This window comes from Candidatus Poriferisodalis sp., assembly GCF_965237655.1.
In the GTDB taxonomy this organism is placed as follows: Bacteria; Actinomycetota; Acidimicrobiia; order Acidimicrobiales; family Poriferisodalaceae; genus Poriferisodalis.
Genome location: NZ_CBDEGB010000002.1, coordinates 375,119 through 396,362 on the forward strand (window position 1 = coordinate 375,119; position 21,244 = coordinate 396,362).

At 66.4% G+C, this 21,244-nt stretch carries 16 protein-coding genes and 1 pseudogene; 9 read left to right on the forward strand and 8 right to left on the reverse strand.

Annotated features, from left to right (window positions below; translation table 11 throughout):
- The first annotated feature begins 167 nt into the window (after positions 1 to 167).
- Both ACPXYO_RS09770 and ACPXYO_RS09775 read left to right on the forward strand, forming a co-directional pair.
- Positions 168 to 848, forward strand: a complete 681-nt coding sequence (locus tag ACPXYO_RS09770; RefSeq protein WP_423919607.1) for an LLM class flavin-dependent oxidoreductase — start codon at positions 168 to 170, stop codon at positions 846 to 848.
- A 545-nt stretch (positions 849 to 1,393) separates the two neighbouring features.
- Positions 1,394 to 2,095 (forward strand): DNA-3-methyladenine glycosylase I, encoded by a 702-nt coding sequence (locus ACPXYO_RS09775; RefSeq protein ID WP_423919610.1) that lies wholly within the window; start codon positions 1,394 to 1,396, stop codon positions 2,093 to 2,095.
- Position 2,096: 1 nt separating this feature from the next.
- Here ACPXYO_RS09775 and ACPXYO_RS09780 read toward each other — a convergent pair whose 3' ends face one another.
- Positions 2,097 to 2,750, reverse strand: a complete 654-nt coding sequence (locus ACPXYO_RS09780) for a 5-formyltetrahydrofolate cyclo-ligase (protein WP_423919613.1) — start codon at positions 2,748 to 2,750, stop codon at positions 2,097 to 2,099.
- A gap of 152 nt (positions 2,751 to 2,902) precedes the next feature.
- On the opposite strand from ACPXYO_RS09780, the gene ACPXYO_RS09785 reads away from it, so the two are divergent.
- Together ACPXYO_RS09785 and ACPXYO_RS09790 are read left to right on the forward strand one after the other, a co-directional pair.
- A complete protein-coding gene (locus tag ACPXYO_RS09785; RefSeq protein ID WP_423919616.1) occupies positions 2,903 to 4,219 on the forward strand; it encodes a DUF4032 domain-containing protein in 1,317 nt (438 codons plus the stop codon).
- A 10-nt stretch (positions 4,220 to 4,229) separates the two neighbouring features.
- Positions 4,230 to 5,243 carry a sterol desaturase family protein gene (locus ACPXYO_RS09790; RefSeq protein ID WP_423919618.1) on the forward strand — a complete coding sequence of 338 codons (1,014 nt, stop codon included), beginning with the start codon at positions 4,230 to 4,232 and terminating at the stop codon, positions 5,241 to 5,243.
- Here ACPXYO_RS09790 and ACPXYO_RS09795 read toward each other — a convergent pair.
- Positions 5,240 to 5,941, reverse strand: a complete 702-nt coding sequence (locus tag ACPXYO_RS09795) for an SDR family NAD(P)-dependent oxidoreductase (protein WP_423919621.1) — start codon at positions 5,939 to 5,941, stop codon at positions 5,240 to 5,242. The genes ACPXYO_RS09790 and ACPXYO_RS09795 overlap by 4 nt on opposite strands.
- A gap of 134 nt (positions 5,942 to 6,075) precedes the next feature.
- Here ACPXYO_RS09795 and ACPXYO_RS09800 point away from each other — a divergent pair, with 134 nt between their 5' ends.
- Positions 6,076 to 7,374 carry an MFS transporter gene (locus ACPXYO_RS09800; RefSeq protein WP_423919623.1) on the forward strand — a complete coding sequence of 433 codons (1,299 nt, stop codon included), beginning with the start codon at positions 6,076 to 6,078 and terminating at the stop codon, positions 7,372 to 7,374.
- Between the two features lie 35 nt (positions 7,375 to 7,409).
- Here ACPXYO_RS09800 and surE read toward each other — a convergent pair whose 3' ends face one another.
- Entirely contained in the window at positions 7,410 to 8,225 is an 816-nt protein-coding gene (gene surE / locus ACPXYO_RS09805; protein ID WP_423919626.1) for a 5'/3'-nucleotidase SurE, read from the reverse strand.
- 155 nt (positions 8,226 to 8,380) lie between these two features.
- On the opposite strand from surE, the gene ACPXYO_RS09810 reads away from it, so the two are divergent.
- Positions 8,381 to 9,226, forward strand: coding sequence for a metallophosphoesterase family protein (locus tag ACPXYO_RS09810; RefSeq protein WP_423919629.1), 846 nt, complete (start codon positions 8,381 to 8,383; stop codon positions 9,224 to 9,226).
- A 36-nt stretch (positions 9,227 to 9,262) separates the two neighbouring features.
- Here the strand turns inward: ACPXYO_RS09810 and ACPXYO_RS09815 are convergent, their stop codons facing one another.
- Both ACPXYO_RS09815 and ACPXYO_RS09820 read right to left on the reverse strand, forming a co-directional pair.
- Complete coding sequence (locus ACPXYO_RS09815) at positions 9,263 to 11,245, reverse strand: ABC-F family ATP-binding cassette domain-containing protein (protein ID WP_423919632.1); 1,983 nt, start codon at positions 11,243 to 11,245, stop codon at positions 9,263 to 9,265.
- 53 nt (positions 11,246 to 11,298) lie between these two features.
- Entirely contained in the window at positions 11,299 to 12,216 is a 918-nt protein-coding gene (locus ACPXYO_RS09820) for an LLM class F420-dependent oxidoreductase (RefSeq protein WP_423919635.1), read from the reverse strand.
- Positions 12,217 to 12,445: 229 nt separating this feature from the next.
- On the opposite strand from ACPXYO_RS09820, the gene ACPXYO_RS09825 reads away from it, so the two are divergent.
- The gene (locus tag ACPXYO_RS09825) at positions 12,446 to 14,131 is read left to right on the forward strand and encodes an ABC transporter substrate-binding protein (protein ID WP_423919638.1); all 1,686 of its coding nucleotides are present in this window, start codon (positions 12,446 to 12,448) and stop codon (positions 14,129 to 14,131) included.
- A 109-nt stretch (positions 14,132 to 14,240) separates the two neighbouring features.
- On the opposite strand, the gene ACPXYO_RS09830 is transcribed toward ACPXYO_RS09825, so the two are convergent.
- Together ACPXYO_RS09830 and ACPXYO_RS09835 are read right to left on the reverse strand one after the other, a co-directional pair.
- Entirely contained in the window at positions 14,241 to 15,842 is a 1,602-nt protein-coding gene (locus ACPXYO_RS09830) for an FAD-binding oxidoreductase (RefSeq protein ID WP_423919640.1), read from the reverse strand.
- A 47-nt stretch (positions 15,843 to 15,889) separates the two neighbouring features.
- Positions 15,890 to 17,113, reverse strand: coding sequence for an acyl-CoA dehydrogenase family protein (locus ACPXYO_RS09835; protein WP_423919643.1), 1,224 nt, complete (start codon positions 17,111 to 17,113; stop codon positions 15,890 to 15,892).
- A gap of 68 nt (positions 17,114 to 17,181) precedes the next feature.
- Here ACPXYO_RS09835 and ACPXYO_RS09840 point away from each other — a divergent pair.
- Positions 17,182 to 18,234: pseudogene (locus ACPXYO_RS09840) on the forward strand (LLM class F420-dependent oxidoreductase); the annotation flags it as partial.
- Positions 18,235 to 18,271: 37 nt separating this feature from the next.
- A complete protein-coding gene (locus ACPXYO_RS09845; protein ID WP_423923798.1) occupies positions 18,272 to 18,751 on the forward strand; it encodes a YbaK/EbsC family protein in 480 nt (159 codons plus the stop codon).
- Between the two features lie 54 nt (positions 18,752 to 18,805).
- Here ACPXYO_RS09845 and ACPXYO_RS09850 read toward each other — a convergent pair whose 3' ends face one another.
- Positions 18,806 to 21,121 carry an MMPL family transporter gene (locus ACPXYO_RS09850; protein WP_423919645.1) on the reverse strand — a complete coding sequence of 772 codons (2,316 nt, stop codon included), beginning with the start codon at positions 21,119 to 21,121 and terminating at the stop codon, positions 18,806 to 18,808.
- Positions 21,122 to 21,244 lie beyond the last annotated feature (123 nt).

The following is a 21,244-nucleotide window of genomic DNA, read 5'->3' on the forward strand; positions in this document are numbered from 1 at the left end:
GGCGCCGCAGCCTAGGAACGCCCCGTCGGGCAAGATGCATCGAGTTGATGGAGCGAAAGAGCCCGCCCACGGCACCGGAGACGATCCCACGAGGTCTGACCGATGAGCACCACGACGACAACACAGCACCGCATTGACGGGGCGACGACGGCCTCGACGCCGAGCGGATGCGGGAGTACATCGAGGCGGTACGGGCCATTTGGCACACCTTCGAGACCGGTGAGAGGCTCAACCACCGCGGCGAGTTCTATACCCACGCCCTCATGACGCCGTTCTTCAGTCCAGGCCCGATCGGGATGGCGCCACCAGCGATCTACGTGGCCGGGGTCGGACCCCGCATGGTCGCGGTGATCGGCGCTGCGGCCGATGGCTTCTTCGTCCACCCGTTCCACACGGCCCAGTTCATGACCGACGTGACGCTGCCAGCGTTGGCGGCGGGCGCGGAGTCAGCAGGGCGTGACGTCAGCGACGTCACCGTTGCCTGCCTGACCATCGTCGCGATGGGGGAGAACGACGAGCAGATCGGCAAGGCGCGCCGTTCGGCAGCCGACCAGCTTGCGTTCTACGGGTCGACGCCTGCTTACGCCGGCGCGCTCGACCACCACGGCTACGTCGACCTGCAGCCACGGCTCAACGCACTGTCCAAGCAGGGCAACTGGCGAGAAACGACCGACCTCATCGACGACGATCTGCTCGACCTGGTCGTCGTGTCCGGCACACCGGCAGAAGTCGGCGCCCAGATCGCCGAGCGCAACACGTTCGCGGACCGCACGACGATGATGTTCTACGGCCCCACCCCGACACAGGACACCATCGCCGAAGCTGTATCTGCTGCCGGCAGCGCATGAGTGAGTGCTTCGCTGTGCGGTATCTCAGGAGCAGATGCAACGGTTGGTGAGTCGACGACTTACTTGCGGAGGCGCCGGCGCTTCTTGTCGTACCCATCGCTGGCTCCATTCTGTTGTCTCGACCTGCGACCGGCGTTGCGGAGCGTCTGCAGCGTGTCTTGAGGGGAACAATTGTCGCCGTCGTGGTTCTCGTCTGCTCCATCTTGGTGGCACGATGGGCAGTGCGCACATTCGTGCAAACCGAGGTACCAACTCAATCTGAGGCTGTCGAGACCGTAGGGCGGGAGGCCCCCACACGTGACACCCCATTCGTATGATCGGGCTCGTGACACCGGTAACTCCGCCGTGTGATCGGCCCGATGAACTAGGACGCGCGCATGGGCCAGGAGAACGAGACAGAGACGGGACAACTATGGCGAAGAACGGTGAACCCGGAGCCGGGCGCAGCGGTGCCGTGCGAGGACGATCTCAGGTTCGCAACCCGCGCACAAACCTTTGGGTGAAGCGGGACCTCTCGTCCGGACGCTTCATGAAGGCCAAGAAGGATGGCGGCTCGTTCAAGGGTGCGCGTCGCGAACGCTGAATACGGCCGCTTTACAGCCGACGCGCCCGATGGGTTGCGGCGGCGATCAGACGGATCGCTGGCGTGCTGGTGGGGCGAAGGCCATAGCGACTACGAGGCCTATCACGACACCGAGTGGGGCGTGCCGGTGACGGACGACGTGGGGCTCTACGAGAAGATGTGCCTCGAGGGCTTCCAGTCCGGGCTGTCGTGGCTGACGATCCTGCGCAAGCGGGAGAACTTCCGGGCGGCATTCAGCGCATTCGACTTCGAGGTGGTGGCTGGCTTCGGCGACGCCGACATCGAGCGGCTGCTGGGCGACGCAGGCATCGTGCGGCACCGCGGCAAGATCGAAGCGACGATCAACAACGCCCGTGCTGCACTCGACATGATCGGGGCACACGGCAGCCTGGCCGCCTTCTTCTGGTCCTTCGAACCTGCCCTCGGCGACCGGCCATCAGTTATCGACCACAGCACGCTCGCCTCGATGGCAACGACACCCGAATCGACCGCACTGAGCAAGGCGCTGCGCAAGCTCGGCTGGCGTTTCGTCGGCCCCACCACCTGCTACGCCTTGATGCAGGCCTCGGGAATCGTCAACGACCATCTCGAAGACTGCCATCGCCGACCCGTTGTCGAGTCGGCCCGTAACACGATGGCGCGGCCGGCGATTCCAGGGCGCTAGCTCAGGCCGAGCCGGCACCGGCTCCTACCGCGGCCACGCCGTCCTCGGTGGCGAGGTGTGTCATCGGCACGTCGTGAGGTTCGGCCGGGAGCCGGTCGAACACCAGTGACCCGGGGGTGACTCCGATGCGAAGGCAGTGCGACGGCAGCCGGGACAGCAATTCGTCGAAGTAGCCGGCACCGTGGCCGAGACGGGTTCCACGTCGGTCGAACGCAACGCCGGGAATGAGTGCCAGTGAGATGTGGCGGGGCTGCAGCTCGAATGCGCCTGCAACGGGTTGTGGGAACCCGAAACGGTGCTGTTCCATTGCACCGATGGCTGGGTGCAGCGTGAGCGGCCCGTCCGGCGGAGTCCGCGTCGCTGCGAAGCGCTGCCAACCCAGTGCTTCCGCCAGACCATCGAGCGAGAGCTCGTGCGGCATCGCTCGGTAGAACAAGATCAGCCCGTTGCCGTCGGGCATAGCGCCGCGGTCGTCGCGGTCGTCGCGGTCGGTGAGGTCGTCGCGCTCGCGCCAAGTGACATCGACAGACTCGATGAAGCGGCACAAACTCGCCACGATCGCAGCAGTGATGCCGGCATCGACGTGGGTCTGCCGATCGCGCAGCCAGCGCCGCCACGTGTCCTTGGATGCTCCCTCAGTGGGGGGCTCGCGCACCTCGCACACGCTAGATGCAACAGTTGCGACCGATCGGACTGAGGCGGGCGGCGCCAGCGGGGCGGCGGTCAAGATCGCTGTCACGGTGCAGAATCATCACATCTTCGATCTCAGCGTTCACACGGCGATCTGGGACTGATAACGGGAGCGCGGTGCCTGCTGGTCTGCAAATCATCACTCGGCAAGGGCATCCAGATTTTCTCGATCTGCCATGGGGGCAGCCGCTCGAGCTTTGGGGCGGCACGACAGACCGGCTGATCAGCGTCCGCCGGGGACTGAGCCGCCACGTCGTGCGAATGGTCTCCTACGACGGCAGGGTCTACGCGCTCAAGGAAACCGAACAGCGGCTCGCGGAGCGCGAGTATCGGGTGCTTCGACAGCTCGAGGACTCGCGCCTGCCCGCGGTCAAAGCAGTCGGCGTCGTGACCGGCCGCCGCAACCGCGACGGCCAGGATCTCAAGTCGGTGCTGGTCACCCGCTTCTTGGACTTCGCGCTTCCGTACCAGCACCTGTTTCGCACCACTGCGACCTCGTTGCTGCGCGATCGCCTGCTCGATGCCGCCGTCGTCCTGCTGTCGAGGCTTCATCTCGAGGGGATCTACTGGGGCGACATCTCGCTGGCGAATGTGCTGTTCAGGCGCGACGCGGGAGCGCTGATGGCATATCTGGTCGATGCGGAGACAGCCGAGTGCCGCCCGAGCCTCAGCGACGAGATGCGCGAGCACGATCTGGCGCTCGGTGTCGAGAACATCGCAGGGGGCTTGTACGACGCCATCAGCGAAGGACTGCTCGAGGCCGACGCCGACCCGATCGAGATCACCGATGAACTTCTTGACCGATACCGCTGGCTCTGGGCAGAGCTGACACGCGAGGACGACATCGCAGCGCATGAACGGTGGCGCATCCGCGAGCGCATCGAGCGACTGAACGCGATGGGGTTCGACGTCGAAGAGCTCTCCGTGGTGCAGTCGTCCGACGGCTCTCGGCTGCGGATCCGGCCTGTGGTGCTCGAAGAGGGCCACGCACACCTGCGACTACGGCGACTGACTGGTCTCGAGGTCCAAGAGAACCAGGCACGGACGCTGCTCAACGCGGTCGACGCGTACGGGCTGGCGCTCGAACGAGAAGCAGGTCATGTGCTGCCCGAGTCGGTGAAGGCCTACCGGTGGCTCTCCGAGCGGTACGAGCCGGTGATTGCTGCGATTCCAGACCGGTATCGGGACCGTCTCGACGACGCCCAGCTGATCTACGAGTTCATCGAGCATCGGTTTGAGCGCTCGAAAGCGGCTGGCCGTCAGGTCGAGAACGACGAGGCGATGGTCACCTTTGTCGACGAGGTGCTCGAGCGGCTGCCCCGAGAGCGGACGCTCATCGATCATGACGGAGGCAACGACCCCGGCGATGTCTTGCTGGGGGCGCCTGAGCTGGGGGCGCATGAGGCACCCACCCCAACCGCAGGCGAGGCGTAGGCTGCGCGCAGTGGGGATCGGGGAAGTCACGCTTCCGCCGCTGTACGAGCGTCCGCCTCGGCCGCTGGCCATGACGCGCTGGCTGGTCACCAAGTATTTCTGGTGGCAGAACGCGCTCTGGATTGTCATCGGCGTTGTGGCGTGGACGTGGCTGACGCCATCGCTCGACCGCTTCGCCGCGCCCGCCCCGTGGGCGGTCGCGCTGGTGTATGCGCGCAACGTCGGGCTCATGGTCGTCATCGTCGGCGGTTTGCACTGGTGGCTGTACATGCGGCGCTCCCAAGGGACGCAGCACAAGTACGACGAACGATGGTTGTCAGTCGGGCGGCGGCCGTTCCTGTTCCGGCATCAGACACGCGACAACGTGTTCTGGTCGCTGGTGAGTGCCTGCTCGATCGCAGCGCTGTACGAGTCGCTGATGCTGTGGCTGTATGCCAACGACCTGATCTGGACGATCCCGGCCCGCAGCAGCCTTCTGTATGCAGTTGCGCTGACGTTTGCCATGTTCCCGCTGGTGTCAGTGCACTTCTACGCCAACCACCGACTGCTGCACACCCGGCTCCTGTACCGCACGGCGCATTCGCTGCATCACCACAACGTGAACATCGGTCCGTGGACCGGCGTCGCCATGCACCCCGTTGAGCACGTGCTGTATTTCTCAGCGCCGCTCATGTTCCTGCTGATACCGGGCAATCCGGACCTCGTGACGCTGACTGCCACGTACCTGCTGCTGTCACCTGCACCGTCGCATTCGGGCTTCGACCGCTACATCGTGGCCGGCGGGCGCACCATCGCAGGCGGCGACCGCTTCCACACGCTTCACCACCGTTACTTCGACTGCAACTACGGCACGTCGCTGGTGCCCATGGACAAGTGGTTCGGGACGTGGCACGACGGCAGCGACAAGGCCACCGATCAGGTCAAGCAGCGCCGCGCGAAGAAGGCGAGCACGCGCTCGACCGGCTGGGTCGAGCCGCTGGCTCGACCCAGCCGTGAATTCGAGACGACGGGACGCGCCCGCTAGGCGATCGTCTCGGGTTCGGTCGTGACCAGCAGCTCGGCCACTGACGCTGTGTTCGGCAGTCGCAGGATGGTCGCGACCGTGTGAGCAAGGTCGTCCGCCTGGATCATGATCGAGGGGTCGACGCCGAATTCTGCGGTCATGTCGGTCTGCACGTAGCCAGGACACACTGCGGTGCAACGGATCCCGTCAGGGAACGTCGCGTGGCGGACCGAATGGTGCAGCGACATCGCGGCGTGCTTGCTCATGGCATAGCCAGGGGCGAAGGTGCCGCGCACCCGCTTGCCCGACATGGAGATCACGTTCACGATGCGCCCTTCGCCGCTGCGACGCAGGTGTGGCAGCGCGGCCCGGATCATGCGGAACGGGCCCTTCGCGTTGACCTCCCACAGCAGGTCGAGAGTCTCCTCGGTCAGCTCGTCGAGGGTGTCGGTCGAGGCGACGCCGGCATTATTGACGAGACAGTCGATGCGGCCATGGGCGTCGAGCGTCTCCGCGGTCCAGCGTTCGGCGCCGGCTCGGTCGGTCACCTCGTAGTGGTGCAGGCTCACTGCGGGACCACCGCTCCAATCGGTCCGATACGCCTTGGCCGACTCCTCGAGGGACGAGAAGTCGCGGGCCCCCAGCGACAACGCCCAGCCGTCGGCGTGCAGCGCCGCCGCGAGTGCTGCGCCGATGCCTCGGTTGGCTCCGCTGATCATCGCTACGCATCCGGTAATATTTCGCATCTCGCACCTCTTCCGGCGGGTCATCCGGGCATGCAGCAATGCCCCGCAGTAGCGTTCCCAAGCGGCCCCGGCGCCAAACCCGGCACGCCGAAGGGAAGGCTAGGGCGATGGTGCAGAGCTTGTCGGCGGGCGGCGAGGGGGCTACATACCTCCCAGGCACGCCCGAACGCGACGAACTGGCACGCCGAACCATCCGGGTACTGCAACTCGGCGTCATCCCCAGCGGACTGGCCATGACGGCGTCGTTCTCGGCGTCGACCCTGCTGGCCGACCAGATGACCGGCAGCGAGACGAAGGCCTCACTGGCGGCCGTATGCCTGAGCATCGGCGGCACGCTGGCCGGAATCCCGCTGGCCGCGCTGATGGCACGTCATGGTCGCCGCGCCGGACTGGCCGCTGGCTACATGACTGGTGCAATCGGTGCCACGCTCGCACTGCTGTCCGCGTTCGCCGGCCGGTACTCAGTGCTGGTTCTCGGCATGGTGCTGATCGGCACCGGCCAAGCTGCCAACTTGGCGTCGCGCTACGCCGGCGCCGATCTGGCCACTGACGAAAATCGGGCCCGCTCGATCAGCCTGGTGCTCTGGGCCAGCACCGTTGGGTCGGTGCTGGGTCCCACGGTGGCGCTCGGCCTCAAGAGCCTCTTCGCAGACACCGCAGGACTGAGCGGCTTCGCGCTGCCCTATGCGCTGGCCCTCGGCCTCTTCGTGCTCGCAGCCGTCAACATCTCACGCCGCCTGCGCCCCGACCCGCTCCACATCGTGGCTGCCGACACCGGGTCGAAGAGCGTCCAACTGCCGAGCTTGGCCGAGGCCGGACGCGTCCTCGCGCACCCGGTGGCGTCCATCGCTCTGATCGCGATGATGCTGTCCCAAGCCGTGATGGTCGGCGTCATGACGGTGTCCCCGATTCACATGTCCCAGGGCGACCAGAATCCCCTGATCATCGGCATCATGCTCTCGCTGCACATCTCGGGCATGTTCGCCTTCTCACCGTATGTGGGCTGGCTGGTCGACCGGATTGGCGGCCAGATGGTCATCTTGGCCGGTGCCGGGGCGCTGGCGCTGGGTGCCGAAATCGCCTCCAACGCCCACGCCGCCCACGCCGGCGGGCACCTCTGGGGATTGTTCTTGGTGGGCATCGGCTGGAGCTGCTGTGTCGTTGCCGCCAGTTCGCTGCTGACGGCATCGTTCCCCGTTGAGCGACGTGTCAGCGTGCAGGCCACGGCCGATGTGCTGATGACCGCCCTCGGCGCCGCGGCCGGCGTGGGCTCAGGCCTGGCAGTTGAACACCGTGACTACGCAGATCTCGCGCACTGGGGAGCGCTGGTGGGCTTGGCGCTCGGCGTTGTGGCCACTGTGGCCCTCGTGCGCCACTTGCGCGTCACTCGTCGGATCACGCTGTAAGAGGCTGAGCCGCTAGGCGACTCGGGTCGCCGCGCTCAGAACAGCCCGTCGAGGCAGGCAGCAAGCTTCGAGTCGGGCACCGGCGACAGGGCAGTGATGCGCGACAGGAATGACACTGAGACGTAGTCGTGCATGACTGCGCCGGTGTCGACGTCGACAGGCATGTCGACCGCATCACCCCAGTGCATCGCGACCCGGAACGCATCTGCGTTGTCGGAGTGCGGTTCGAGGCTGACCGAGGTGATCGAGCGCGGTGGCAGGGTGCCCACCTCGGTGAGTCGCCAGCCCTTCATGTCTGGGACCTCACAATTCGGAACGTTGAGGTTCACTGCCCATGCCGAGTCGTGCACGTCTGCGAGCAGGCCGCTGAGCACGACGCTGGCAACTTCGGCTGCTGAGTGCCATTTCTGGTCGGCGATGGCGTCTTCCCAGCCTTGGCCCTCGACACCGAATCCCTCGACGGTCTGGCTGACTGCCAAGCCTGGAATGTTGCCATTGCGGCCGGTCAGCACCGCTCCGACGGTGCCGGAGTGGTACACCGAACGACCTACATTCGCCCCTGGATTGATGCCCGATACGACCAGGTCGACGGGCCCAAAGGCGCCGAGCCGGGCGAACATCACGCACAACGCCGGCGCTCCCGACACTGCCCAGGCGTCTTCGATGCCTTCGAATCGCACCTTGTGAACCTCCGGATCCATCAGGTGCAAGGGACCGATCCCTGCACCAGCTCCCGAGTATTCGGAGTCGGGTGCGACCACTACGACGTCGCCGTGAGCCGTCATCGCGCTGGCGAGAACGTGCAGACCCTCGGATTCGATGCCGTCATCGTTGGTCACCAGGATCCGCACCGTGCAGAAGGTAGTGCCCAAGGGTGACATACCGACGTATGGCCTGCGAACAGGTGATGCCGCACGGCTGACACCCAGCTGACATGCGGTTTTCAACGGTGTCGTGCTCGTGGCTTGGTCCTGAAATCTCCGGCTGATGTCTCTGGCAGTGTGCCGTGGCAAGCTGTTTCGCTGTGAAGGGGCTGGCCGAGACTGGGACTCCCAAGGCGTTGCCCCCCACCGGGCACACGTTGCGGGTCCTGCACACGTCCGATGTTCACATCGGTCATGTCCGGGGACCCCAGGGGACGCACCGCGATGTCTGTCAGTGCCCCATATGGGCCCTGGCCGAAACCGCCGCGGCCCACGAAGCCGATGTGCTGCTGATCGCCGGCGACCTGTTCGACCACGCCCGGCTGAAACGGTCCGACGTTGCGCACACGATGGAACTGCTGGGCGGTGTCGACGCCTCCGTCGTGATCATTCCCGGCAACCACGACGTCCACGACGAGCGGACGCTGTGGGGCACCCACGCCGACCACGAACATCGCCTCGAAGTCACCGGCGCCGGCGTGATCTTCCTCGACGATCCCGAGGGTGCAACGCTGCACTTCGGCGAGCACGACCTGACCCTGTGGGGCCGCGCAATGGACTCACATGACTCCGACTACCGCCCTCTCGCCGGTGTGCCGCCCCGTCCCGATAGCGGCTGGTTCATCGCAGCGGGTCATGGACACTTCCAGCGCACTGCTGACGATGCGCATCGGTCATCGCCGATTGCCGCCGAAGAAATCGAAGCCACCGGCGCCGATTACGTGGCACTCGGCCACTGGCACGTGCCCACCGACGTCTCAGTCGGTGATGTGATCGCGTGGTACCCGGGCGCCCCTATGGGCATACCTTCGAACGGGACTGCCTGCTTGGTCACCTTCTCTCAGCACCTCGACGGCAGCGCCGGAACGGTCTCCGTTGACCATGTGGCTGTCACGCCGCCCCCCGACGGCTGCGCGGAGCGGTACTGAGACGACCGCTCGAATCCAGACTGCGATCACAGGCGGCTACAGGCCAGCCGCAATGCGGTCGATTCGTCGTTGCAGCGATTCGCACTCGGTCATGTGGCGCATGGCCTCGGACTTGGCAGTGCCATAGTCCTCGGCGACGCGGCGTGCGAGTTCTGGGTCGTCGTAAGTAGCCGGATCGCCGAGGAGCGCTTGCAGTTCTGCGATGCGGTGTTCGGCGGTCTCCCAGTCGCGTTCGGCGGCAGCCAGCGCCCGACGCAGATCCGCAGTCGCATCGTGAGCAGCCCGGCGCTTGCTGGCTCCCTCGCGGCGGCGCTCGGCCGCGACTGCCCGCGACGTCGATGCTTCGGGGGCGCCATCGGATCGGCCCCCGGTGATCCGAGTGCCGGTGCTCCCTCCAGCGGTCCGTCTCGTACTCAGCCCCGGCGGCCGCAGCAGATCCTCGTCGACGCCGGGGTGCAGGGTGGCGGTGCCGTCGCGCACAACGATCAGCGAGTCGGCCACACTGCGGATGAGATGGCGATCGTGGGTCACCAGCAGCACCGTGCCCGGATAGACCGACAGCGCATCCTCCAGCATGTCGCAGCTCGGCAAGTCGAGGTGGTTGGTGGGCTCGTCGAGCACGAGCAGGTTGACCGGGTTGGCCATAGTGATCCCCAGTGCCAGCCGCGTCTGCTCGCCACCGGACAGGTCCGCAACCTTGCGGTCCGCGGCATCGCCCGGAAACCCGAACCCGCCGAGCATCGTGCGCACGTTCCGACCTGGCTGGTCGCCAACTGATGCGGTGAATTCCTCCACCACCGAGCGGCGGGGATCCATGACTTCGGTGAGGTGCTGCGCGAACGTTGCCATGTCCACATTGCGGCCCCGGTGCAGCTCACCACCGAGAACCCCCAATTCGCCCTGCAGCACTCGCAGCAATGTCGTTTTTCCCGCACCGTTCGGCCCGACGACGCCCACTGTGGTGCTGCGTTCGATGACCAGGTCCACTCCTTCGAGCACCGGTGCGTCGCCGCCGGCATAGCCCAGAGCAGCGTCGATCAGCTCTACGACGACCCGAGACGAGCGCCGCGGCGTGCCGAAGCCGAAACGTGCGGCCAGTTCCTTGCGGCTCGGGATCTCGACCGGCTCCAGCTTTGCCAGCGCCTTGATCCGGCTCTGCACCTGGCGGGCCTTGGTGGCCTTGTAGCGAAAGCGCTCGATGAACCGCTCGGTGTGCGCCCGACGGCGCGCCTGCGTGGCAGCGACCGCTTCCGCGGCTGCAATGCGCTCCTCGCGAGCCGCGACGAACTCGGCAAAGCCGCCGACGTGCTCGTACGCGCTGACGCCGTCCATCTCGATGACCCGATTGGCGACCGCGTCGATGAAGTCGCGGTCGTGGCTGACGAACAGCAGCCCACCGTCCCACGAAGCGAGTTGTTCTTCTAGCCAGGCCACCGAGTCGACATCGAGGTGGTTGGTCGGCTCGTCAGCCAGCAGCACATCGGGCTTCGACAGCAACAGCTGCGCGAGTGCGACCCGCATCCTCCAGCCGCCAGACAGCTGTGCGACGGGGCGCTGCGCATCGTCGGGAGCGAAGCCCAGTCCAGCGAGCACCCGGTGGGCCTCCGCTTCGAAGCCGTAGCCGCCGAGCTGGCGGAAGCGGGCCTCTAGCTCGCCGTACCGTGCGAGCACACCGTCGTGGTCGGCAGCATTGACATCTGACAGGCGCTCCTCCAGCGAGCGCAGCTCGGCAGTCATCGCGGTGATGTCGCCTGCGCCCGCCAGCGTCGCCTCGAGCACGGTGCCTTCGGTGATGTCGTCGAGCTCCTGGGGCAGGTAGCCGAGAGTCAACCCGCTCTGGCGGTGGACCTCGCCCTCATCTGGCTCGCCGATGCCCGCCAGGATCTCGAGCAGCGTTGTCTTGCCGACTCCGTTGCCGCCCACGAGCGCCACCCGCCGCCCCGCAGCGAGCTGCACGCTGACATCAGCGAACAGCCGCCGCGGCGGGTACGACTTGGCAAGCGATGAGGCCCACAGCACGGCCTGAGTCTGCCGGTGGGCCGTCAGTTTGGGCGGATACGAGCCGGCGGGGGCTAGGCGAAGTGAGGGGCGACATCGGACATGAAGGCGCGCAGCGCGTCGAGGCGGCCCTCGATGCCGCCGCGCGCCACTGGGTCGAGCACTAGGTGCGTCACGCCGGTATCTGCGACGTGGCCCACGCTGTCGATCATCTGCTCTGTGCTGCCGGCAATCGACACCGCCGGCTTCATCGCCGACGCCGGGTCGAGGTAGTAACGCAACGACAGGGTGATCTCGTTGCGGTCGCGGCCGGCTGCATCGCACGCCTCACCCACCTGCGCCCAGCCGGCCGTTACGTCGTCCAGCGGTTCGAATGCCGCATGGAAGCCGTGTCCGTACTGCACCACACGCCGATACGCAGCCGCCGAATTGCCGCCCACCCACACTGGCACCGGGTCCTGCACGGGCTTGGGCTCGAAGCCGACCGCCGGGAATGAATAGAACTCGCCCTCGAAGCTCGGGTCATCCTCGGAGAACAACGTCCGGAACACTTGGAGCTGCTCGTCAGAGCGCTTGCCGCGGCGGTCCCACGGCATGCCCAGCACCTCGGCTTCCTCGCGCATCCAGCCCACGCCTACCCCCAGGATCAACCGGCCATTCGACAGCACGTCGATGGTCGCCAGGCGCTTCGCCGTCTCGACCGGCGGTCGGTAGGGAAGGATCAGCACGCTGAAACCCAACCGCAGGTTCTCGGTGACCGCTGCAACGAAATGCAGCGTGCCGATGGGGTCGAGCCATCCTGTCTTCAGCGGCGCCGGGAACGAACCGTCGTCTGTATACGGATACCGCGAGACCAGCTCGGCGGGCCAGCAGACATGATCGGACGCCCAGCCAGAAGCGAAGCCGAGCTGATCGACTTCCGAGGCGAACGTGATGAGCCCGTCGCGTGTACCGACGCGCCCCAAGTGCGGCAGAGTGACTCCCCATTCCATGGGTCGACACGCTATTCCGAGCCGCTCGAGCGTGCTGTGCAACCGAAAATCCATCGTCCAAGTCCGGGATTGTCACAGGATCGTCGCAAGTCAGCGAAAAACGCTCAGCGCAACGCGATTACTCTCGCGCGAACCGCCGTAGCGGTCTTTGGGGGACGGTTGAGGGCCACGGCCCTCGTCGTTCACCTCGCGATGCCGCGGTGGCTGCAGTTCCACCGAGGAGGAACCCATGCAACTATCCAAAAACCGCCTTCTGCGCTTGCTAGCGCTGCTCTTCGCGTTCTCGCTCGTAGCGGCCGCCTGCGGCGGCGACGACGACGGCGACGACGCGGCCGAGACGCAGACCACCGAGGCCATGGCCGAAGAAGAGGAGATGGTCGAAGAAGAGGAGATGGTCGAAGAAGAGGAGATGGCCGAAGGCGAGCCTGAGGAAGAGGCCGGCGGTCTCAGCCAGGACGTCATCGAGCAGGCGTCGCAAGAGGACGAGATGGCCGAAGAAGAGGAGATGGCCGAAGAAGAGGAGATGATGGAGGTTGACCGCTCCACCATCGAGGGCATCTTTGAAGAAGCCACGTTCCGTCGCGCGAAGGTCGTTGAGCGGCTGACCGCTGGCATCGAGTCCGGCGAATTCGGCGTCGGCGACGACAACATCCTGCGCGGCCCCGAGGGCTTCTCGATCGACTTGAACGAATGCCCTGACGACTGGTCGAACACCGAGGGCATCACCGATGACGAGATCCGTATCGGCCAGACGGGCCCGCAGTCGGGCACGCTGGCGCTTTACGGCAACGCTCGACTCGGCTGGCAGACGTATCTCGGGCACGTCAACTCCGAGGGCGGTATTGCCGGTCGCAATGTCGTGATGAAGTCCTATGACGATGCGTATGTCGCTGCACAGACCATTGAGTTCGTCGACGAGCTGATCGAGAACGACAACGTCTTCTCCATCCACACTCTGGGTTCGCCGAACACGCTGGCGGTGTACGACACGCTGAACGCCGAGTGCATCCCGCAGCCGTTCGTGTGGACAGGCCACCCGGCGTGGGGCGACCCCGAAGTGCATCCATGGACCACCGGCAGCATCCTGTCCTATTCGACGGAATCTGTGCTGTGGGGCAACTGGATCAAGGAAAACCTTGCCGGCGAGCTGCCGGTCAGGGTTGCCGGTCTGGTGATGGACAACGACTTCGGCTTGGCCTACGAGCTGGGCTTCGAGGACTACGCGCACAACAATCCCGACGTTGTGTCGGAGTTCATCCCCGTGCGTCACGACCCGGCATCGCCGACGATCACGAACGAGATCACGACGATCGCAGCAGGTGATCCGGATGTCTACATCTCGATGACCGCGGGCAACGCGTGCCTGCTGGCCATTCAAGAGGTGGCGGCTTCGGGTCTGAAGGAAGAGCTGTCCGCGGCCTTCACTCCGTCGGTGTGCAAGGCACCGGCCAGCTGGATCTCTCCCGCTGGAGATGATGGAGACGGCTGGTTGATCGTCGGCGGCGGTGTCAAGGACACCACCGACCCGGTGCTGATCGAGGGCGACGCCTTCATCCAGTTCGTCCGTGCGAGCTTGGAGGCGAACGATCTCGATCCTGACATCGCGATGTTCGGCAACGGCTACATGATTGGCTACCCGTACATCGAGGCGCTGCGCATCGCTGCGGATCTGCCGGACGGCCTCAACCGGACGAACTTCATGCTGTCCGTGCGGGCGATCGACATCCATCACCCGATCTTCCTGGATGGCATCACGTTCGCCATGAACGGCAACGCAGATGCGTTCCCGATTGAGGGCACGGACTTCAGCCAGTACGACTCGTCCACGCACTCCTGGATCGTCTCGAACGTCATCGACGTGAACGGCGCTTCAGGCAACTGCGTCTGGGACAAGGACGACGGCGGCTGCCGCTAGACAGGCGCCGCATCAGAGTCGGGGCTGCCGTTAGTCCTGACTGACTGAGCGAGACAGAGCGGCCGTCGCCGCCGGGATCAATCTCGGCAGCGGCGGCCGCTCGTCGCGTCTATGGGTCGATGAGGACGCCGGGGTTGAGAATGCCGTTGGGGTCGAGACGCTTCTTTGCGGCTCGGATGGCCTCGGCGAACAGCTCGGGGCGCTGGCGGTCGTACGCGTTCGGCCGGTGCATGCGGCCCACCGCATGGTGGTGAGTGGCGGTTCCGCCTGCGGACACGAGCGCTTCGTTGGCGGCGTCCTTGACGGCTTGCCACTGCTCGAGCTCGCCGCCCTGGGTGCCCATGCCCGACCACGTGTAGTACGGCGCCGGGCCGTCGGTGTAGACGTGGGTGAATCGGCACGAGAGCGAGTGGTGCTTGCCGAACACCTCAGCGAGCACCGCGCCCACCTTCTCGCGCACGACGGCGTCGAATTCGGGCCATTGGTCCCAGGTGATCGCAGTCTCGAAGGTGTCATTGATGAGGCCCAGCGAGGTCTCGACACCATTGCCGACCCCGATGAACGCATTGCGCCATGCCCCGACGGCACCGCCGCGGCCCGTCGGCGTCCCCGTGCCGTCGTCGATTTGGATCTCGTCGTCAGGAAGATGGCCGCCGCAGCTGCGTGCGATCTTGGCGGCTTGTGCGATGTTGTGGCGCTGGGTCAGCTCTGCTGACTCGAACGACACGATGACCAGTGCGTGCTGGCCGTCCATCCCGGCGGCACGGCCAGCCTCCGCGGGGTCGAGGATTCGCAAGTTGGCCGGCCACAGCTTCGCCTGGACAAGGTGTCGCACAGCGTCGTACCCGGATTCCCACGATGGGAAAGTGATGCCGGCTGTTGCTCGGAACGTGGGCCGCTTCTGGATGCGCATCCACGCCTCGGTGATGATCCCGTAGATGCCTTCCGAACCGATCACCATGCGGTCGGGGCTGGGGCCCGCTCCCGATCCCGGCAGGCGGCGCGACTCCCACCAGCCCGATGGTGTGATCATCCGCGCCGATTCCACGAATTCGTCGATGTGGGTGTGATTGGTGGCGTAGTGGCCGCCAGAGCGGGTGGCGATCCAGCCGCCGAGGGTCGAGAAGCGGAACGACTGCGGGAAGTGCCGCAACGTGTGCCCGCTGGGGCGCAGCTGGTCTTCGAGGTGCGGGCCGAATACGCCGGCCTGGATACGAGCCGCCCGCGACACGTCGTCGATCTCGAGCACTTGATCGAGTTGGTCCAGCGAGATGATGACGGTGGGACCGCGGTCTTCAGGCGGCGCGAGGCCCCACACCACCGACGAGCCGCCCCCATACGGCACGGCGATGTAGCCGTTGGCGTCGCACCAGTCGAGCGTGGCTTCCACCTCGGTCTCGTTGCGAGGGTGCGCTACGACGTCGGGCGGGTTCGGGAAGTCCAGGTTGAACGCTCGCACCCGCTCGGTGAAGTGGGCGCCGTAGGCGTAGCGGGCCCGGTCGTAGGTGCTTATGGAGCACCAGTCCGCGACCGAGTCCGGAATCGGGATGCGGGGTGCGCGCAGGTCGGCGTCGTCGACTGAGGGCACCGGCTTGGCCGTGACCTCAGTGCCGTACTGGGCCGACAGCTTCGCTGCCAGGGCCGCCCGATCGGCGTCCGTCGGTTCCTCCGATTCCAGGCACCACGCCCAGAATGACTTGCGGTCTGCCATCTCTCATGCCTCCACGTGCGTGAGCGTCAACCTAGGCGCGCAGCATCTCAGTCGTCGGCGAGCAGTGCCCTGCTGATGACCAGCTTCTGGATCTCGCTGGTGCCCTCGCCGATGATCATGAGGGGAGCATCTCGGTAGTAGCGCTCCACCGGATATTCGGTGCTGTAGCCGTTGCCGCCGTGAATGCGCATGGCATCCAGCGCCAACTCCGCGGCGGTCTCGGAGGCGAACAGCTTTGCCATCCCCGCGGCCAGATCGACCCGCTCGCCCGCGTCGGCCTTGCGGGCGGCGTCGTAGGTCATGAGACGTGCAGCGTGCAGCTTGGTGGCCATCTCGGCGATCTTGAACGCAATGGCCTGGTGCTTCGCTATGGGTTTGCCGAAGGCCTCGCGCTGCTTCGCGTACGCCACCGCCGCGTCGTAGGCGGCCTGAGCCACGCCGACGCCACGGGCGGCCACGTTGATGCGGCCCAGCTCCAGCGCAGCGAGTGCCCAGCGCAGACCGTTGCCGATGCCCCCTGCTCCATTGAGACCATCGCCGCCCAGCACCCGGTCGGCGGGCACGCGGTGATCCACGTAGGACATCTCGACGGTCTCGAGGCCGCGGTACCCGATCTTGTCGATCTTGCGGCTGATCGTGATGCCGCCCGAGGTCTTCCCCGGTGTCTTGTCCACCAGGAAGCAGGTGATGCCCGAACTGCCGGACGCATCGCCTTCGGGCACGCGTGCCAGCAGCGCCACGATGCCCGCGCGCTCGCCGTTGGTGACCCACATCTTCGTGCCGTTGATGACGAACTCGTCACCGTCGCGGACTGCTCGGCAGCGCAGGGCGGCGGCGTCGGAGCCGCTGTCGGGCTCGGACAGCGAGAAACAGCCGCGCAGCTTGCCGGTGGCCATCCGCGTTAGCGAGCGGTCCTGTTGCTCTGCGGTGCCGAACTGCGAGATGAGCTTGGCGCAGATGAGGTGGCTGTTGATAATGCCCGCCAGCGACATCCAGCCCCGTGAGAGTTCCTCGATCACCCGTGCGTAAGTGAGGTGGTCGAGTTCGAGTCCGCCGTGCGATTCACCGATGGTCGCGCCGAACAGACCGAACGCCTCCATCTGCTCGGCCATCTCGGTGGGGTACTCGTCGGCAAGCTCCAGCGCCGACGATCCCGGCACGACAACGTCGTCCACCCAGCGACGCAACGTGTCGATGATCTCGTCGGCAGTGTCGTCGACTGACCCGTCATTCGGGACCTCGCTGGCACCTGTGTGCGTTGCATCGCTCATGCGTCGGCCTGACGTCGGTGTGGTGTTGCTTCTAACATGCGCGCCGACCCCCCAGCGGATGGAGTACATCGATGAAGATATCCATGGCGATTGGAGCCGGTGCGAGCTTGGACCCCAAGCGGCTGAGCCGACATGTGGCCGATCTCGAAGCTGCCGGCGTCGACATGCTGTGGGGCGGCGAGATCTACGGCTTCGATCTGGTCTCCACCCTCGCGTACGTCGCGGCCAAGACCGAGCGCGTACAGCTGATGACCGGCATCCTGCCGATCTACTCGCGCAGCCCAACCATCCTCGCCCAGACCGCCATGACGATCGACACGCTGTCGGAGGGCCGTTTCATCCTGGGTCTCGGAACCTCGGGCCCGCAGGTGATCGAGGGCTGGCACGGCGTGCCGTTCTCGAAGCCGCTCGGCCGCACCCGAGACGTGATCGAGATCTGCCGCAAGGTGTGGGCGGGCGACAGGGTCGTCCACGACGGTCGGGCCGTCAGCCTGCCCCTGCCCGAGGGCGAGGGCAGCGGGCTGGGCAAGCCGCTCAAGCGCATGGGCAAGCCGTATCGCCAGGACATCCCGATTGCGGTGGCTTCGATCGGGCCGCGCAACGTGGAGCTGACCGCAGAGCTGGCCAACGTCTGGCAGCCGATCCATTTCCTGCCCGAGAAGTTCAACGAGGTGTGGGGCGAGTCTTTGGAGAACGGCGGTTCCCGCCGGGCCGACGACCTTGGCGATCTGCAGATCGTGGCCGGCGGCACCGTGGCGCTCGGCGACGGCCCGATGGTTGATTCGGTGCGCAAGAGCGTGCGGGACACAGTCGGCTTCTACGTGGGCGGCATGGGCGCGCGCGACAAGAACTTCTACAACGACCTGTTCAAGCGGTACGGCTACGTGGACGAGGCGGAGAAGATCCAGGACCTGTTCCTGACCGGCAAGCGCGACGAGGCGTTCGCCGCGGTGCCTGACGACTATGTCGACCGGGCCAGCCTCACCGGCGATCCCGAGCGGGTAAAGGAGCGTGTCGAGGTGTACCGCTCGGTCGGCGTGAGCTACCTGGATATCACCATCCCGCCCGAGATCGAGAACCCCCTCGAGGTCATCTCCCAGATCAAGGCGTGGGCTGAATAGCCAGACGGCGTCTGGGGCAGTGGCCGACAACAATCACATGAGCTCGGGGCGTGCGAGCGCTCGCGAGCGGTTCCTGGCCGGAGCACAAGAGGTGGGGATGGCGCCGGAGATCCTGCGCTTTCCCGACGGCACGCGCACGGCCGCGCAAGCGGCTGCAGCAGTGGGCTGCGAACTGGGCCAGATCGTGAAGTCGCTGGTGTTCCTGTGCGACGGCGAGGCCGTGCTGGCGCTGACGTCGGGTTCCAACCGTGTGGACACGGCTCAGCTCGGGACGTTGCTCGGCGGCACGATCACCCGAGCCGACGCTGACGGGGTGCGCGACGCCACGGGCTATGCGATCGGAGGTACGCCCCCATTTGGCCATGCTCGTCCGCTGCGGGCAGTGGTGGACCGAGCGCTGCTGGCGTACGACACCGTGTGGGCGGCGGCCGGAACGCCCGACACGGTCTTCGAGCTGACGCCCGATGAGCTGGTGCGCGCCAGCGGGGCAGAAGTTGCTGATTTCGTCGATGATTGATCGTCTCTGGCGGGGCGCCGACCGCTGAGACTCGCTGGCGTTGCGGTCTCGCCCTCAGGCAGGCCGCTCGGACTGCTCACGCAACTCGCCCTCGATACGAAGATTCGGGATGACCCGGTCGAGCCAGCGTGGCAGCCACCAGTTGCGGGCCCCGAGCAGTTCCATGGTGGAGGGCACGATGAGCATCCGTACGAGCGTCGCGTCGATGGCAATGGCGGTGGCCAGCCCCATGCCGAACAGCTTGACGACCCGGTTGTCCTCCAGCACGAAGCTGCCGAAGACCACCACCATGATCGCCGCCGCGGCGGTGATGACCCGAGCGGTGGCGGCAAGGCCGTCGGCGACGGAGTTGACCGGGTCGCCGGTGCGCTCGTACTCCTCTTTCATGCGCGACAGCAGGAAAACTTCGTAGTCCATCGACAGCCCGAACAGGACCGCGAAGAGCATCATCGGGATGAACGGCTCGATCGGCGCCGCCTCGATCCCGAGCACGCTGCCGAACCAGCCCCACTGGAACACCGCCACCAGCACGCCGTAGGACGCGCCGATCGACAGCATGTTCATGACGACGGCTTTCAGCGGCACGATGAGCGAGCGGAACACTGCCATCAGCAGCAGGAACGACGCTCCCAGCACCGCGGCGAAGAAGATCAGCATGCGCCCGGACAAGAAGTCGCTGAAGTCGATCTGGAACGCCACTGCGCCGCCGACCAGGGCGTCGACGCCAGTGCCGTCGAGGGTGGCGGGAATCACGTTGTCACGCAGCTCGTGCACCAGCGACTCGGTGTCGGCGTCCTGGGGGCCGGTGGTCGGCTGAACCCGGATCAGCGCCGCCCCGCCGTCGGGGCTCGGCACCGCCGGCGACGCAAATGCAACGCCGTCGGTTTGGTTCAGCGCCCCCGACAGCCCGTTGAGCGTTGCGAGATCGGCAGGGGTGGATGTCTCGGCCACGATGAACAGCGAGCCGTTCGCACCTGGACCGAATCCCTCGGCCAGCAGGTCGTATGCCTTGCGTGTGGTGGTGTCAGCCGGGAAATTGCCCTCGTCGGAGAAGCCGAGTCGCAGGCTCAGCACCGGAGCTGCCAGCAGGAGGAGCAGTGCCGTGCCGCCCAGCGCGAACAGCCACGGGCGCGCCTGCACCACCCGGCTGAGGCGGTACCACGCGGTGTCCCGTAGCGCCTTGGGCGGGCGGTGACGCAGGACGCGTCGCAGCGGGTTGCGATCGCCGCCGAACGCTCCGGCAATCAACACCGCAGCGGCTGCGGGGAGCGCGGCGAGCAGGGGGCGGATGCCGGCGCCGAAGCCCAGGAGGGCGACTGCCACCAGCGCTGCGGCCGTGATGCCGCGGACCCTGGTGGTGGTCATGCGGTCGCCGGTCAGACCCAGCACTGCGGGCAGCACGGTCATGGAGCCGACCATCACGATCGCCACCGTGACGGCCGCCGAGAGCCCGATGCCGGCCACGAAGGGCAGGCCGATGAGCAGCAGCCCCAGCAGCGAGACAACCACCGTTGCGCCAGCGAACACCACTGAGCGGCCAGCGGAGTCCAGCGCGGCGCCCACGGCCTCGGAGGGCTCGAGCCCTCTGCTGAGCCACTCCCGGAAGCGGTTCAGGATGATGAGCGCGTAGTCGATGCCCACGCCGAGGCCGATCATGACGCCCAGCGTTGGCGCGAATTCGGGCACGGTCACGGTGTTGCTGAGCGCCGTGATGGCCAGCACGCCGATACCGACCCCGACCAGGGCCGTCCCGACCGTCACGCCCATGGCGACCACCGAGCCGACGGCCGCGATCAGCACGAAGACGGCGAATGCGAGCCCGATGGCCTCGGTTTCGGGTGGCTCCTGGCGGGCCAGCCAGGAACCGCCCATCTCGACTTCGACGCCGTCCATGGAGCGCAACCCGCTGGCGTCGATGAGATCGATGATCTCGAGGCCCAGGGGTCCGGCTTCGTCCACGTTGAAGTTGCGGCTGAGCTCGACGTCGGCGAAGGCGTACTTGCCGGCGCCCGATCCCTGGGTGGCGATGCGGCGATCGCCGTCCCGGTCGTAGGGCGAGCTGATCGTCACCTCGTCGATGGCGTCGACCGTGGCGAGCAGTTCGGTCATGGCCGCGCGCACCGCCGGGTCGTTCACGCCGGACTCGGCCTTGAGCACGATGGTGCCGTTGATGGTGGAGCCGACGCTGCCGAAGTGGTCTTCGAGCACCTCGGCGCTGCGGTTGGCCTCGGAGTCGGGGGTTGACAGTGCTGCGCCGTAGGAGGCGCCAAGGGTGCCTGCGAGCACGGCGGCGGCCACGGCGAAGACCAGCCACGATGCGAGGATGCGCCACGGGTTGCGGAAGCACCATTGGCCCAGAGCTGCGTACACAGTCGTCTTCCTTCCGCGAGGGTGAGCGCCGTTGCCGCCCAGCGTGACGACCAGGGGCCGGGGTGCGGCGCCCGGAGGGGGGACCAAGCGGCGAAGCTACTGGCCTGAGTGGGCTGTGCTGTG

Coding starts and splice junctions, on each gene's coding strand:
- ACPXYO_RS09770 (WP_423919607.1), top strand. CDS start 168: ATGCGGGAGTACATCGAGGCGGTACGGGCCATTTGGCACACCTTCGAG.
- ACPXYO_RS09775 (WP_423919610.1), top strand. CDS start 1,394: ATGGCGGCTCGTTCAAGGGTGCGCGTCGCGAACGCTGAATACGGCCGC.
- ACPXYO_RS09795 (WP_423919621.1), bottom strand. CDS start 5,941: ATGATCAGCGGAGCCAACCGAGGCATCGGCGCAGCACTCGCGGCGGCG.
- ACPXYO_RS09800 (WP_423919623.1), top strand. CDS start 6,076: ATGGTGCAGAGCTTGTCGGCGGGCGGCGAGGGGGCTACATACCTCCCA.
- ACPXYO_RS09820 (WP_423919635.1), bottom strand. CDS start 12,216: ATGGAATGGGGAGTCACTCTGCCGCACTTGGGGCGCGTCGGTACACGC.
- ACPXYO_RS09825 (WP_423919638.1), top strand. CDS start 12,446: ATGCAACTATCCAAAAACCGCCTTCTGCGCTTGCTAGCGCTGCTCTTC.
- ACPXYO_RS09830 (WP_423919640.1), bottom strand. CDS start 15,842: ATGGCAGACCGCAAGTCATTCTGGGCGTGGTGCCTGGAATCGGAGGAA.
- ACPXYO_RS09835 (WP_423919643.1), bottom strand. CDS start 17,113: ATGAGCGATGCAACGCACACAGGTGCCAGCGAGGTCCCGAATGACGGG.
- ACPXYO_RS09845 (WP_423923798.1), top strand. CDS start 18,272: ATGAGCTCGGGGCGTGCGAGCGCTCGCGAGCGGTTCCTGGCCGGAGCA.